Source organism: Streptomyces sp. CNZ301, from assembly GCF_004217425.1.
Window position 1 is genome coordinate 1,079,627 of sequence record NZ_SHLG01000001.1, and the last position, 12,851, is coordinate 1,092,477.

A 12,851-nucleotide genomic window follows, 5' to 3' on the forward strand; every position below is an offset into this window, starting at 1 on the left:
AAATGATTCCGCTGATTCGAGCCGCTGCGCGCGCTCGCATGCAATCGACGACCGTACGGGCAGGAAGAATTACGCCGCAGGTCACACTTGTGGCGGGCCCTCGGACGGCGCAATAAAGTTAATCGGGGATTACGCAGAGAACGTATCCGGTTGCGTTGTGCGTAGCGCCTACTGTGAGGTCACGCTTCGCCCCTTGTCAAGCGGTCTCTTGGGGGCCGGATTTCCGCTGTCTGTCCGTCAATTCGAACAGAAAAGAAAAGGCAGCTCAGCGCGGTCGCCCGGCCGGGCGGAACCACGCAGTCCGGGGTCCCGCCGCGGCCTCCGACGGCTCCTGACGCGCCGCGACCAAGACCTTGTGCTCGTAGAGCGCGATGAGCTGCCCCAGGACGGACGGCAACAGCTCCTCGGCGCGGATCGTCGTCGGGCGGTCTCCGGGAAACGGGCAGTGCGGCACCTGCTCCTCCGGAACACCCTCCGCCCGCACCTCCAACTCGGTCTGCCCGAAGGCGAGAGCCTGCCCCTGCGCAAACAGGTTGGCCACAAGTTGACTCGCCGACCCTCACCCTGTCCGCCTGCATGAGGCTCAGGAAACGCGAGAGGGAATAGGTCAGGAACCGGCGAGACCCGTCACGAGTCGTGTCCGCTCCTCCAACACCGCCCGCGCTCCGGTGACATCGGAGAACCGGACCGCCAGCGTCTCCTCGGCGAGACCGGGCGGAAGCGCCTCGGCGAATTTCAGCCCCTTCACTGCCTGCGCGTCGACATCGGGCAGGCACAACCGGCTGGACGCCTCGGCGACGGCTTGCTTCCAGACCCCGGGTTCGATGTCCTCCCGCAACCGGATCCAGCAGTCGTTGATGCGCTGTCCCGGCACGGTGACCGCTCTGAGCGATGCGGCGAGCGTGGCGTTCGCCCCGTGCCCGGCCCAGGTCCACCATCGTGTGCGACCATCGCTCCCGCGTGTGATGAGGGTTCCGTCCGGGTGTACGGCGTCCATGAAGTGCTCCCTTGCCTGGCCGAGACAGATCGCAGCGCGCCTCGTAAGCCCCACGGCCGGCTCGGTGCCGAGCAGTACCTCACGTACCGCCCGGGTGAATTCGAACGATGTCGCTTGCACGAACCCGAAGCTGCTCCACTTTGCCCTGCCACCGCCGTCGGTCGGTTCCACGTAGCAGCGTTTGCGGGTCCAGTCGATGTAGGTGACAGTCCAACTGCGCCCCGCGAGCAGCAACTTCCTGGGGCCCTCGATCTCTTCCGTGAGGAGGTCCGGGTCGGTCCTGCCGATCTCCGTACGTCCGTTCAGCACCGTGAACTGCGGCGGAGAGGTGAAGACGGCGGTCAGTCCCATGAAGTGCCAGTGTCCGAAGCGGCGTTCGGCCTCCGGGCCGACGAAGAGCATGCTGCCGTCGCGGTCCAGATAGCCCTCGTCCACCAGGTGGCGCACGATCGCCTCCGCGGGCTGTCCGAAGGGCCCCAACCCCTTCCACCACTCGTGCCACAGCCGGTCGCCGACCTGATGTTCCTGCAGACAGAGCGCGATGATCTGCTGCGCGACGATGTGCCTGGGGTCAGGTGGTGCGGCGACCGGCTCCACCCAGCCGCGCGACCACAGCAGCAGCAGACCCGCCGCATAAAGCAGGCCGCCCTCGGACAGAGCGAGGAAGAGACAGTTGCGCCTGGTGTCCGCGCGACGTCCGGTGCGACCGCGTCGTTGAAGGAAGGACGCGACGGTGCTCGGGGCATCGATCTGGATGACGCGGTCCAAATCACCTACGTCGATGCCGAGTTCCAGGGTGCTCGTGGAGACGATGACACAGTCCCGGGCCTCGGCGAAGGCCTGCTCCGCACGGCGTCGTTCGTCCACCGACAGCGACGCGTGAGACAGGAAGGTGGTCACGCCTCTCAGCCGGAGCTTCTCACCGAGTTCTTCCACCAGCTTGCGCGATTCGCAGAAGACGAGCCGCTTCTCTCCCTGGTGAAGCGAAGCGATGACCGTGGCGGCGTTGTCCACTGAGCCGACATAGTCAAGCTGGACGTCGCCCTCCGGCGTTGCCGGTTGAGCATCGTTGCGCGCCTCGGGACCCACGCCGCCGACGCCGAGGTGCGGGGCAACGACACTCGCGGCACGACGGCCTGCTCCTGATCCCTGAAGCCAGTGGAGAAGTTCTGCCGGATTGCCCACCGTGGCGGACAGGCCCACCCGTTGCAGCGGCCTCCCCACGATCTTCTGCAACCGTTCGAGGACGGCCAGCAGATGCCAGCCGCGATCATCACCAGCGAAGGCATGGACCTCGTCCACCACGATGCTGCGCAGGCCAGAGAAGAATGCTCTGTGGTCGACCTTCGCACTGACGAGCATCGCTTCGAGCGATTCCGGGGTAGTGAGCAGGACATCGGGACGGTTCGCCAGGACCTTCTTGCGCTTGCCCGCGGTGACGTCACCGTGCCACAGGGCGGCCGTGCGGCCCGTTCTGCGTCCGGGAGATGTCGTCCGGAGTAGTGCCGCTGGGCGGCGGCGGGACGGGGTCTGTCACCTGCGCCAGCCGTGCGGCGTCCTGCACCAGGGCGACGGCCCTGTCGCGGATGGACGCCAGCACGGGGCTGAGCGGGCGCCTGAACTCGCTGTCGTCGGCGGCCTCGGCGATCTCGTTCAGCAGCTGCTCGGCCCGCTCGCCGACCCCGTCCGGGCGTCCGGCGAAGCCCCGCACGCTGTCGAGGAGTTTCCAGTCGGCGTCGTCCAGTGCTCGCAGCACCTCCGGGGCGGAGGTGATGGCGGTGCCGAGTTCGTCGTCCGGTGTGCTGTAGGAGACGGCCGCCAACTCGCGGACGAACGCGCTGATCCCGCCGCCGAAGGTCCGGCCACAGGGCGGCGAAGCATGTCCGGGCGGAAACTGCTTGATCGCGCCCGTTCGTTGTCGGGTACATTGCCGGTGGCCGTCGTCGTGCTCCATGGGGGACTGCTCATTGACGGCCAGGGGGAGGAAGCATGGGCCAACCTGTCGACCCCAGGGTCGTGTACACGACGACCGCGGAGCCCTTGCCAGGGCCTTCACCGGGCCCCACTCCGAGCGCCCCGCCCGAACCGGGCGGAAACCGTCCCGGCCCCGAGCCATCGCCCTCGCCCAACCCGAGCCCTACAGCGCCGGCGCCCTGGGGTTCGGATCCGGACGTCGGTGTCACTTCGTCGTTCCTGCGTAGGCGGGCCGACGACTGCGAGACGGCGTCGGAGATCATCCGTAAGACGCGGGGAGTGGCCGAAGACGCGCGCACGGACCTCGCCCGCGCCGCTGAGGGCTGGAGGTTCGTCGACAGCCTGGACGAACTCGAAAAACGCTGGGAGGCGTTGAACAAGGTCGTCGTGCGGCGACTTGACCAGGCAGCGGAGAACTTCCGTCTCAGCGCGGACGCGTACGACGCGAACGAAACAAGCATCGCGTCGGAGTTCCTCTGACGATTACCGACCAGACCGGCACGGGGGTGGGCAGGACATGCCTGATTTCGCCGCACTGCTACAGCTTGACGTGGCAGGACTGGAGAAGTTCGCCGACGAGTGGGCGACGGTCCACCGCAAGCTCAAGGAGTCCCGGACGGGGTTCCATGACGACGTGGTGAAACCTCTCCACGAGGACAATTGGCGCGGCAAGAGCGGCCGAGCCGCCCAGGACTACTGCGACCGCATCCAGCTGGACATCGACGCACTGGACAAGGAGGTCAGAGCTCTTCGGAAGTTCTTGGACACGGAGGCCGACGGCTCCACCGGCCGAGGCGGCGTGAAAGGCCTCGCGGGACTCAAGCTGCGCGCAGAGAAACTGCAGCGGGAGGCCCTGGAGGAGGGGATGATCATCACCGACTCGGGGAAGGTCCAGTGGTCAGTGATGTACGACCCTGACAGTCCCAGCGCTCCGAGCATCGTCGATGAGCGCAGGCAGACCGCTGACGCGCTGGAGAAGCGCGTGCGGAAGCTGCTCGATGATGCTGCTGAGGACGATGACTGGCTGGCGAAGAGCCTCAAAGTGATCTTCGGTACGGTCGGCAATTTCGAGTCCGAGAACCGCAAGTTCGACATCGTCGACCCCACCGCCAAGGACCGCCAGGTCCACAATCAGCTCAACAACGTCGCCGCCTACTTCGCCGGCGTCAAGGGCTGGCCGACGGCCGCTGGTCTGGTCGAGCACTATCTGGACGGCAGCGGCAAACCGGTCGAGGTCGAGCCGCAGCAGATGATGGAACAGATCCCGGCCTTCCAGAAGGACGTCGACAGCACGCTGGAAGACGACGTCCGCAAGCGCGGAGACGGGCCGTTCACCACGGAATGGTCGTCCACCGCTCCCAACCCGGCGGACGGTGACAGCAGCATGGAGTGGTACTACGCGCTCAACCACTTCCAGTACCGTCTCGTCGGGGAAAAGGAGGGCAGCGAGATCAACTACCACGTCGAGGTCCAGAAGCGATACGACTGGGGCATCCCGAGCGAGCACCGTGCCACGGTCTCCGGCGGTGGCCCCGGGCCGTTCGGCATGGACCTGGAGCAGGCCGACATCGCACATCTGCACAGCTCCGGAATGGCCCGGGACTTCGACGTATCCGGCTCGTCCGACCAAATGACGGCTCGATCATGAAAGGCCGGCACACGGCCTCCGGAAGGCCGGAGAATCAGCCGGAGCCTGCGGCCGGACAAGGTGTGCAGGACGAGGACAGCGCAGGAGAGCGCGACCTCGCCGAAGACGAGGCGCCTCGCGGCAGCCTTCCGAAGAAGATCGCCCTGTACGCGGGACTGACCCTCTGCGTCGCCTTCATCATCTGGGTGGCCTGGGGCTTTCTCCAGTTCGACCACGCCATCGAGAACCCTCGCGAAGGTGGCTTCTCCGGCTGGCAGTGCGAGCCCGGGCGCGACTGCGGCTCCTGACCGAGTCCAGCAGACGCGCCTTGTGAGACGGGGACTCGCTGGCCGGATCCGCTTGGTGGCGCGCTCCCGTGCAACTCCTTAACGAACAGCGAGTCCAGAACCACCCACTCGGTGCCGCGGTCGACGACCTCCACGGTGCGACCGTCCAGCGTCGGCGTCTGCTTCGAGTCCTCCATGGGGCACAGCCACCACAGGCCGTGCGGTGACTGCGCAGGACGCCTGGACGCCTGCTGGAGTCCCACGAGCAGAGCGCGGCGGCCGAACCGGGCAGGTCCGCTCCCGGAAGAACGCGGCCTGCCGGTTCTCCGCGTCGGCCGACCGCTCGCCGGGGCCCGTGATGAACGCGTCCTCGATCAGCCCGTTGTCCTCGCAGAACCGCACGAACACCGTGGCCAGCACCCACGCCGCCGCGGCCTGTGTGACGCGCTCGTCGCGCCACGCCTCGTACGTCGCCGCCGTACGGCTCGCCTGCCGCGCGGCCCGGTACTCGCGGTCAAGGTCCGCGCTGTCCGCCGGCAAAGACGGCATCAACCCCTCGTTCGCGTATGTCACCAGCGGTGAACCACCGTCGTCACACATGCGACTTCCCCATGAAGAGCACAAACACATTTGCACCACAAACGACGGAGTCCGTAGGCCCGGATATTCGGTGCCCTGGCGAACGAGATCTCATGGCCCCGCCTCGCTCGCCAGAGAAGTAGTACTCTACTTGTCCAACGGCCCTAGCAGCGCGACTATTTGAGGAATCAACGGTGGGATTTGAGGTTGACCCAGACGACTTGGAGGCCTTCTCCAGGCAGCTGGGTAGGGCGTCGGACGATGTTCACAGCGCACTTGACTACATGCAAAAGGAATGCACGATCGGCCCCTTCGACAGGGGGCCGTTGTCGGAAATCGCTTCGATGTTCAAATCGGGCCACGAAGAAGTATTCAGCAGTACGAAGTCCAGTCTCAAGAAACTGGGAAAAATTCTCGACACCTCAAAGCGAGAGATGTCGCAGAGCGCAAAGTACTACGCAAATACTGACCGAAGCGAAGCTTCGAGGGTGGATGCGACGTATCCGGCCATCAGTGAGGGAGCTCCCGGGCGCACTATTCCCGGACGGGGAGCTGGGACCGGTAAGAGCAGTTTCAATGATGTGGCGGAACCAACAGAGCGCCTCGTTCCGCCCACCGTCGACTCCGAAGCGGATGAGCCCACCATGGCCTACCGTGAGCTGACGAAGTACGGTGACCCTCTCAGTCCTTCGTGGGTGGCGAGCAAGGGTATCGAAATCTTCTGCAGCTGGTTCGGGCTCGAGTTCAACCCCATTGACGAGGCCAAGAAGGTCTTGGCCGGCAACTGGGAAGAGTACGCCGAGTGCGCCGAAGCCTAGGCAGCGCTCGGGAAATTCTGTGACGAGCTCGCAAGAAATATCGGGGCGGGAAATAGAGCACTTGAGGATTCCTGGTCCGGAAATGCCGCAGACGGCGCCCACGTTTATTTTGAAAAGTTGTCCAAAGATGTCGCGGAAATGAAGAAATCTTCTGATTCCCTCAAAGAGCACTACGAAGCCCTCACGGAAGCCGTATGGCACGCGACTGAAGCATCCGGCGACGTCCTCAGCGGCATGCTGGACCTTGCTCTGATCATTGGGCTCACCGCTGCGGCCGGCGCTTCCACGAGTTGGACGCTCGTGGGGCCGGTCATCGCAGGAGGCGCAATTGCCGGAGAGCTCGCGATGATGGCAACGCTCTACGCGAAATTCACAGCCGTGATTTCGACAGTTCAAACAGTGGTCAGCGGATCCGCTGGTGCCGTCGTGCAGGTGAATCGACTGGTCGAGGCAAAGATGGTCAAATTCCCACTTCCGAGGAGTGGGTATGACAACCCGGCAGTTTGATCACAGGAGAGCAAGTCATGAATGATCACCGAGACGCGCCGCGGGTCGGCGACGAAGAACTCCTGCAGATTGCGCGAGACCCAGCCATTGCCAGGCTGCTGGGTAAGAAGTTGGATGCACTTGCCCACGGAGAAGGCGGCCAGACCCTGAGAGAAATGGCGAAGGAGGTGCTGTCGGGTCGTCTGGACCTCCGGCAAGCCGTGCAAATCGGCTCGTACGAGCAGGAGATCATTTCTCACATGAATGAGACTCAGAGGAATGTGGACCAGATGTCTTCAGGGGAGAAGATGAGAGCCGAGGATGAAGGAAGGAGAATCCTTGACGAGTGCCAGAAGGAGATCGATCAAGAGCAGCGCGAGAAGTCGGGTTCCCAGGTTCCACAGTCGAGAAAGCGGCACAGCGCAAAGGGGTGGAGTCTTTACTGAGTGAGTGGCAGAGTACACGTTGAGAATTTCCTGCATCACAGACCTGGTCTAGATTTCTGACAATGAGGAGAAAGAATGGACTCCGAACTTCCTGACCTGGGGGCGTCCAGCCCGACACGAGACCTCGCCGCACGCGAGGCAGGGCAGTTCAACATCATCCTGCTCATTCTGGGTATCCTGGCGCCGCTGCTGCTTGTGTATCTCTCAATTGCAACCGGACATCATCTCTGGGTCACGCTGCTGAACCTCGCGTGTACATATTCGGGACTCGCCGTCGTGGTGCTCGGCTGGAGGCGCAAACGTCGGAAGCTGGTGAATTTTGGAACTGCCGGGATGGTCGTATCCTGTGTTGCCTGCCTGGTGAGCTTGTCTCTTCTGAGTTGAGAAGGCGGTAAAGGGATTCAAATTGTGGATTTCCAAGCGTCGCCTCTGTCTGCACTGAAAGCGGTGAAGGTATTTCTCGTCAAACAGGTTGCAGCACTGGAGGTGCGGGAGAAGTAATCCACCCTTCGCCGGATGGAGAACGTCGTCACCTGAAGGTCACGACCCCTCAGGTGCGCGCCCTCCCATGCAACTCCTTGACGAACAGGGAGTCCAGAGCCACCCACTCGGTGCCGCGGTCGACGACCTCCACCGTGCGGCCGTCCAGCGTCGGCGTCTGCTTCGGGTCCTCCATGGGGCACAGCCACCACAGCCGTGCGGCGACTGCGCCGGGCGCCTGGACGCCTGCTGGAGCCCCACGAGCAGATCGTGACCGCCGCCGTCGAAGTAGCGGGCGAGCAGGCCCGAGTTGTGCACGAAGAGCACAGCCTTGGGGCCCGACTCCTCAGCGAGCGCGGTCAGTCGGCCTTCCAACCGCTCGGTGACGCGCTGGACGTAGGAGCGCAGGCCCGGCTTCAGCTCGCCGCCCGCGCCGAACGCGGCGTCCGCGCGCAGCACCTTCGACCAGTCCGTGCCCAACTCCTCCGCCAGAGACCGGAAGACAGCCAGGAACTCGGCGTTGAGGTCCACCGGTACGACGCCGAACTCCGCAGCCAGCGCGGCAGCCGTGCCGGGCAGGTCCGCTCCCTTGAGGGTGAGGGCGAGGAATCCGCCGCGCCGCACGGACGCCGTCATCCTGGCGCGCAGCGCGGCCTGCGGGTCCGGCCCCGCCCCTGCCGCGGCCCTCGCCTCGGCGACGAGCACGCTGGTACGGGTGTAGGTCGAGCTGGACCAGCGGGCGCCCTCGGCAGGGGGCGGAAAGAATCGCTCACGCCCGGAGTCGTACTCCAGCGGGAAGTCCGCCTCGTTGAGCGCGTCCTCGAGCGCCACGTGTGTGAGAACGTCGGGAAGCGGCAGCGACGGAAAACGGGCCCTGATCCGGGTTGTCAGCTCCCCGGCGGAGATACCGGACTCCCGGCGGACTCCCGCCGCCGCCTGCGAGATGCGTATGGCGCGTGCCAGCCCGAGCGTCCTCGGGTAGATCTCCAGCCTTGGAGATGCATACGCGTGCTGGGAGGCCGAAGCGGCCAGGGTGACCAGCCGGGTGTCGGCGAGCGGGTTCATGCGCTCCGGGGCCGCGACCTCACGCAGCGTCCGCAGCACCGCGCCCCTGCCGGGAAGCGGATCCTTCGCCGCTAGATGAATGAGTCCGATGTCTTCAGTGGTCGTAGGCGGTCAGGGATCGCTTGATCGTGGCGTTGGTGGTCCAGTTGTGCCAGATGGCGGCTGCCAGGGCCAGCAGGCGCTGTCCGGTGCGGGCGAAGACACCGGCGGGGGTTCTGCCGCCGTGGTCTTCGAGGCTGAGCTGGCCTTTGAGGGTGTCGAAGACGGCCTCGATCCACTGCCGGGAGCGGGCGAGGCGGCCGTGCCGGGCGGGCTCGTCCCGCCGGTCGGGGCGGATGAGGTGCACGCCCAGGCTCTCGGTGAGGAGGGTCTCGAACTCCCGGCCCGCGAAGCCTTTGTCGGCGAGGATGACTTGTCCTGCTCGGATGAGGTGGTGGTCGCGTTCCAGCAGGGCGGTCATCACCTCGCGTTCGCCGAGTTTCGGGTTGGCCAGGCACCAGGTGACGGGCATTCCCTCGGCGGTGGTGAGCAGGTAGAGCCGCATGCCCCAGAAGAAGCGGGAGTGGCTGCGGCAGTAGCCGTATCCGGCGTGCCCGGCCAGGGCGGAGCGTTTGACGGTCTCACGCGAGGCGGCGCACGGCAGCGGGGTGGAGTCGATCAACCGCAGATCGTCGTGCCAGGTGGGGACCTGTCGTGCCAGAGAGTCGATCACCTGGCGGATCAGCGGTCCGGCTGCGTTCAACCGCTTTGTGTAGCCCGACTGTTGGGGCAGGTAGCGGAAGAGGTGCGGCAGCCGGGCGTGAGCGAAGCGCAGCCAGTGCCGGGCCGAGGGGAAGCCGAGGAGGACTTGCGCCACCGCCAGGCACAGCAGTTCCGCATCGGAGAGTTTCGGGGGTCGCCCGATCCGGCGACGAGGAGCTACATGGTCGTCGATGAACACGTACAGTGCCGCCAGAAGGGCGTCCAGGTTTGTCGTCACACACGAGCCAACGGGCGCCCTTCGTCATGGTCGCGGCCAGCACCGACATCGGACTCATTCATCTAGTCCATCGGCGGCCGCACCGAGGGCCGCCGCGTAGTTCACCAGCTCCTCGGGGGTGGGATCGTCGGTGCCGGGCAGGGAGCATGCGACCTGCCGCCCGAAAGCCGACTGACGTCTGCCGCCGCTCACAGCAGCTACGTTTGCCGAGTCGAACCGTCCCTGGAATGTCGTCGGTTACGCGACCCCCGGCTCGACTGCCGGTCACCCGGATTAGGCCCCGGTTCGCCTGGACCCGGGACCCTACGCCTCGCGGCATGGTCCCGGGTCCAGAGCGATCAGCGGCCGCGCAGCCTCCGGTAGCGCTCCACGAGGGACGAGGTCGAGGCGTCCAGACCCGCGACGTCCGCGCCGTCCGTCAGCGCCGGCTCCAGCCGCTTGGCGAGGACCTTGCCCAGCTCCACACCCCACTGGTCGAAGCTGTCGATGTCCCACACCGCACCCTGGACGAACACCTTGTGCTCGTACAGCGCGACGAGCTGCCCCAGAACGGACGGCGACAACTCCTCGGCGAGGATCGTGGTCGTCGGGCGGTTGCCGGGGAACGTGCGGTGCGGCACCTGCTCCTCCGGAACACCCTCCGCCCGCACCTCCTCCTCGCTCTTGCCGAAGGCCAGAGCCTGCCCCTGCGCGAACAGGTTCGCCATCAACAAGTCGTGCTGACCTGCGAGTTCACCGAGGCCGGGAGCGGGGCGCGCGAAGCCGATGAGGTCGGCGGGAACCATTTTGGTGCCCTGGTGCAGCAGTTGGTAGTAAGCGTGCTGGCCATTGGTGCCCGGAGTGCCCCAGACGACAGGGCCCGTCTCCCAGTTGACGGGGCGGCCCTCCCGGTCGGTGGACTTGCCGTCGGACTCCATGTCCAGCTGCTGGAGATAGGCGGTGAACTGGGAGAAGTAGTGGCTGTAGGGCAGCACGGCGTGCGACTGCGCGTCGAAGAAGTTGTTGTACCAGATGCCCAACAGGCCCATCAGCAAGGGGCCGTTGGCCTCCGGGGGCGCCTCGCGGAAGTGTTCGTCGACGCAGTGGAAGCCGGCCAGCATCTCGTTGAAGTGGTCGGGCCCGATGGCGACCATGAGAGAGAGCCCGATGGCCGAGTCGAACGAGTAGCGCCCGCCGACCCAGTCCCAGAATTCGAACATGTTCTCCGTGTCGATTCCGAACTCGGAGACCTTTCCGGCGTTCGTCGAGACTGCCACGAAGTGCTTGGCGACGGCGTCCTCTTCCGCTCCCAGCCCGGCGAGCAGCCAGCGACGTGCCGCGGTCGCGTTGGTGATGGTCTCGATAGTGGTGAAAGTCTTCGAGGCGACGACGAACAGGGTCTCTGCCGGGTCCAGATCGCGCACGGCCTCGTGCAGGTCGGCACCGTCCACGTTCGAGACGAAGCGGAAGTCCAGATCACGCCGGGTGTACGGGCGCAGCGCCTCGTAGGCCATCTTCGGGCCCAGGTCGGAGCCGCCGATGCCGATGTTGACGACAGTCCTGATGCGCTTGCCGGTGTGCCCCTTCCAGTGCCCGCCGCGGACCTTGTTGGCGAACAGGGCCATCTTCGCCAGCACCGCGTGCACCTTCTGCACGACGTCCTCGCCGTCGAGCCGGACTCGGGCAGCGGCAGGGGTACGCAGCGCGGTGTGGAGCACGGCGCGGTCCTCGGTGACGTTGATCCGCTCGCCGCTGAACATCGCCTCGCGCAGCTCCGCCACCCCCGACGCGGCGGCCAGTTCCCGCAGCAGCCGCAGCGTCTCGTCGGTCACGAGGTGCTTGGAGTAGTCGAGGTAGAGGTCGCCGACCTGCACGCCGAACCGTTCGGCTCGGCCGGAGTCGTCGGCGAACAGCGTGCGCAGATGTGTGTCGCCGAACTCCTCACGGTGCTTGGCCAGCGCGTGCCACTCGGGCAGCTGATCGAGCCGGGTGCGGCGTGCTGCGTTCATCGGCGGTCGTCACCTTTTCCTCGTCCTGAATACGCCGCGCCCCAACCTAATTGACGGGCAACCCGGCCGTGTGCACCGCAGGGTGCGGCCCGGTGGCGACACGGGAAAGACCCGGGCAACAGGAAGGGCGGGACGGGAGTGCGGCGGAGCAGCGGAGCCGTCGAAGGGCGCACGAGCGTGCTCAGACCGCTCCGCGAAGGGAGGCCGGGACGCTCCGCGAAGGGGGGCCGTGCCGTCCCCTCGGGCCGCGGCCCGAGGGGACGGCACGGCCCCCCCGCGTGGTGTCCGTCAGATCTCGCCGCGGAGCTTGGCGAGGGCCTCGGCCAGAATCGCCTCGCCGTCCTCGTCGCTGCGCCGCTCACGCACGTACGCGAGGTGGGTCTTGTACGGCTCGGTGCGCGGCGGGTCCGGCGGGTTCTCCTCGTCCTTGCCGGCGGGGAAGCCGCAACGCGGGCAGTCCCAGGTCTCGGGGATCTGCGCGTCGCTGGCGAAGCTGGGCTGCGTCTCATGTCCGTTGGAACACCAGAAGGAGATGCGGAGCCGGGGGGCGGAATCGCCTCGCTCGGCCTCTCCCATCGGCCCCGCCCCTACCCGGCTTCCCCGGATCGCGTTGCCACTTGCCACGGTCCAACTCCCTGCCTCGCGGTGCCGCGGAACATCGACGATGAGTCCGTTGCGGGCGCCCTAGTGTACGTAGGGCCCAACGCACGTCCAGTCACCGGAGTTACTGCGTCGGCTCCGGACGCGAGCCTCATGATAGGCCGGGTTCGGCGACTTGCGGCTGCTCTTGCAAAGCCTGAGACGCCCTCGGGGCCCGGCCGCACGCCGGGCCCCGAGGGCGGCAGATGAGAGCGGAACGACGGCGCGCCCCACGGCTCGGCCGGGAGCGTCAGCTCTGCAGCTTCATCAGCAGACCGAGCACGACGATGATCGCGAACCAGACCAGCCCGACCACGACGGTCAGCCGGTCCAGGTTGCGCTCGGCGACCGACGATCCGCCGACGGACGACTGCATGCCGCCGCCGAACATGTCGGAGAGGCCGCCGCCCTTCCCCTTGTGCATCAGAACCAGCAGCGCCAACAGGAAACTGAAGACGATGAGGGCGATGGAGAACCCCATGATCA

General features: G+C 66.1%; 14 protein-coding genes and 2 pseudogenes. 7 read left to right on the forward strand and 9 right to left on the reverse strand.

Annotated elements, in window-relative coordinates:
• Nucleotides 1-343: 343 nt before the first annotated feature.
• The 3 genes and pseudogenes from EV375_RS04905 to EV375_RS04915 form a co-directional block, all read right to left on the reverse strand.
• Nucleotides 344-544: pseudogene (locus EV375_RS04905) on the reverse strand (glucose-6-phosphate isomerase); the annotation flags it as partial.
• A gap of 63 nt (nt 545-607) precedes the next feature.
• Nucleotides 608-2,467 (reverse strand): annotated as a pseudogene (locus EV375_RS04910) (helicase-related protein); the annotation flags it as partial.
• On the reverse strand, nt 2,439-3,113 hold the full coding sequence (locus EV375_RS04915; RefSeq protein WP_486588287.1) for a BREX-2 system ATPase PglY family protein: 675 nt from the start codon (nt 3,111-3,113) through the stop codon (nt 2,439-2,441). The gene EV375_RS04915 and the pseudogene EV375_RS04910, both read right to left, overlap by 29 nt.
• 137 nt (nt 3,114-3,250) lie before the next feature.
• Between EV375_RS04915 and EV375_RS04920 the strand changes: the two genes are divergently transcribed.
• The 7 genes from EV375_RS04920 to EV375_RS04955 all read left to right on the forward strand — a co-directional run bounded on the left by EV375_RS04920 (nt 3,251) and on the right by EV375_RS04955 (nt 7,598).
• The gene (locus EV375_RS04920) at nt 3,251-3,451 is read left to right on the forward strand and encodes a hypothetical protein (RefSeq protein ID WP_130298356.1); all 201 of its coding nucleotides are present in this window, start codon (nt 3,251-3,253) and stop codon (nt 3,449-3,451) included.
• Nucleotides 3,452-3,488: 37 nt separating this feature from the next.
• Nucleotides 3,489-4,619, forward strand: a complete 1,131-nt coding sequence (locus EV375_RS04925; protein WP_130298357.1) for a hypothetical protein — start codon at nt 3,489-3,491, stop codon at nt 4,617-4,619.
• Between the two features lie 62 nt (nt 4,620-4,681).
• Nucleotides 4,682-4,906, forward strand: coding sequence for a hypothetical protein (locus EV375_RS04930; protein WP_130298358.1), 225 nt, complete (start codon nt 4,682-4,684; stop codon nt 4,904-4,906).
• 752 nt (nt 4,907-5,658) lie between these two features.
• Entirely contained in the window at nt 5,659-6,282 is a 624-nt protein-coding gene (locus EV375_RS04940) for a WXG100 family type VII secretion target (RefSeq protein ID WP_130298359.1), read from the forward strand.
• 117 nt (nt 6,283-6,399) lie between these two features.
• Nucleotides 6,400-6,789: a hypothetical protein gene (locus EV375_RS04945; protein WP_130298360.1), complete on the forward strand. Its 390-nt coding sequence runs from the start codon at nt 6,400-6,402 to the stop codon at nt 6,787-6,789.
• Nucleotides 6,790-6,806: 17 nt separating this feature from the next.
• Nucleotides 6,807-7,214: a hypothetical protein gene (locus EV375_RS04950; protein ID WP_130298361.1), complete on the forward strand. Its 408-nt coding sequence runs from the start codon at nt 6,807-6,809 to the stop codon at nt 7,212-7,214.
• Nucleotides 7,215-7,289: 75 nt separating this feature from the next.
• A complete protein-coding gene (locus tag EV375_RS04955) occupies nt 7,290-7,598 on the forward strand; it encodes a hypothetical protein (protein WP_130298362.1) in 309 nt (102 codons plus the stop codon).
• 156 nt (nt 7,599-7,754) lie between these two features.
• On the opposite strand, the gene EV375_RS04960 is transcribed toward EV375_RS04955, so the two are convergent.
• The 6 genes from EV375_RS04960 to secG all read right to left on the reverse strand — a co-directional run bounded on the left by EV375_RS04960 (nt 7,755) and on the right by secG (nt 12,846).
• On the reverse strand, nt 7,755-8,798 hold the full coding sequence (locus EV375_RS04960) for a hypothetical protein (RefSeq protein ID WP_130298363.1): 1,044 nt from the start codon (nt 8,796-8,798) through the stop codon (nt 7,755-7,757).
• A gap of 55 nt (nt 8,799-8,853) precedes the next feature.
• Nucleotides 8,854-9,738 (reverse strand): IS982 family transposase, encoded by an 885-nt coding sequence (locus EV375_RS04965; RefSeq protein ID WP_130298364.1) that lies wholly within the window; start codon nt 9,736-9,738, stop codon nt 8,854-8,856.
• A gap of 54 nt (nt 9,739-9,792) precedes the next feature.
• Nucleotides 9,793-9,930: a hypothetical protein gene (locus tag EV375_RS29030; protein WP_165434680.1), complete on the reverse strand. Its 138-nt coding sequence runs from the start codon at nt 9,928-9,930 to the stop codon at nt 9,793-9,795.
• Nucleotides 9,931-10,076: 146 nt separating this feature from the next.
• Nucleotides 10,077-11,726, reverse strand: coding sequence for a glucose-6-phosphate isomerase (pgi, locus tag EV375_RS04970; protein ID WP_130298365.1), 1,650 nt, complete (start codon nt 11,724-11,726; stop codon nt 10,077-10,079).
• Between the two features lie 288 nt (nt 11,727-12,014).
• A complete protein-coding gene (locus EV375_RS04975) occupies nt 12,015-12,302 on the reverse strand; it encodes an RNA polymerase-binding protein RbpA (RefSeq protein WP_055485407.1) in 288 nt (95 codons plus the stop codon).
• Nucleotides 12,303-12,615: 313 nt separating this feature from the next.
• The gene (gene secG / locus EV375_RS04980) at nt 12,616-12,846 is read right to left on the reverse strand and encodes a preprotein translocase subunit SecG (RefSeq protein ID WP_055485614.1); all 231 of its coding nucleotides are present in this window, start codon (nt 12,844-12,846) and stop codon (nt 12,616-12,618) included.
• Nucleotides 12,847-12,851: the final 5 nt, after the last annotated feature.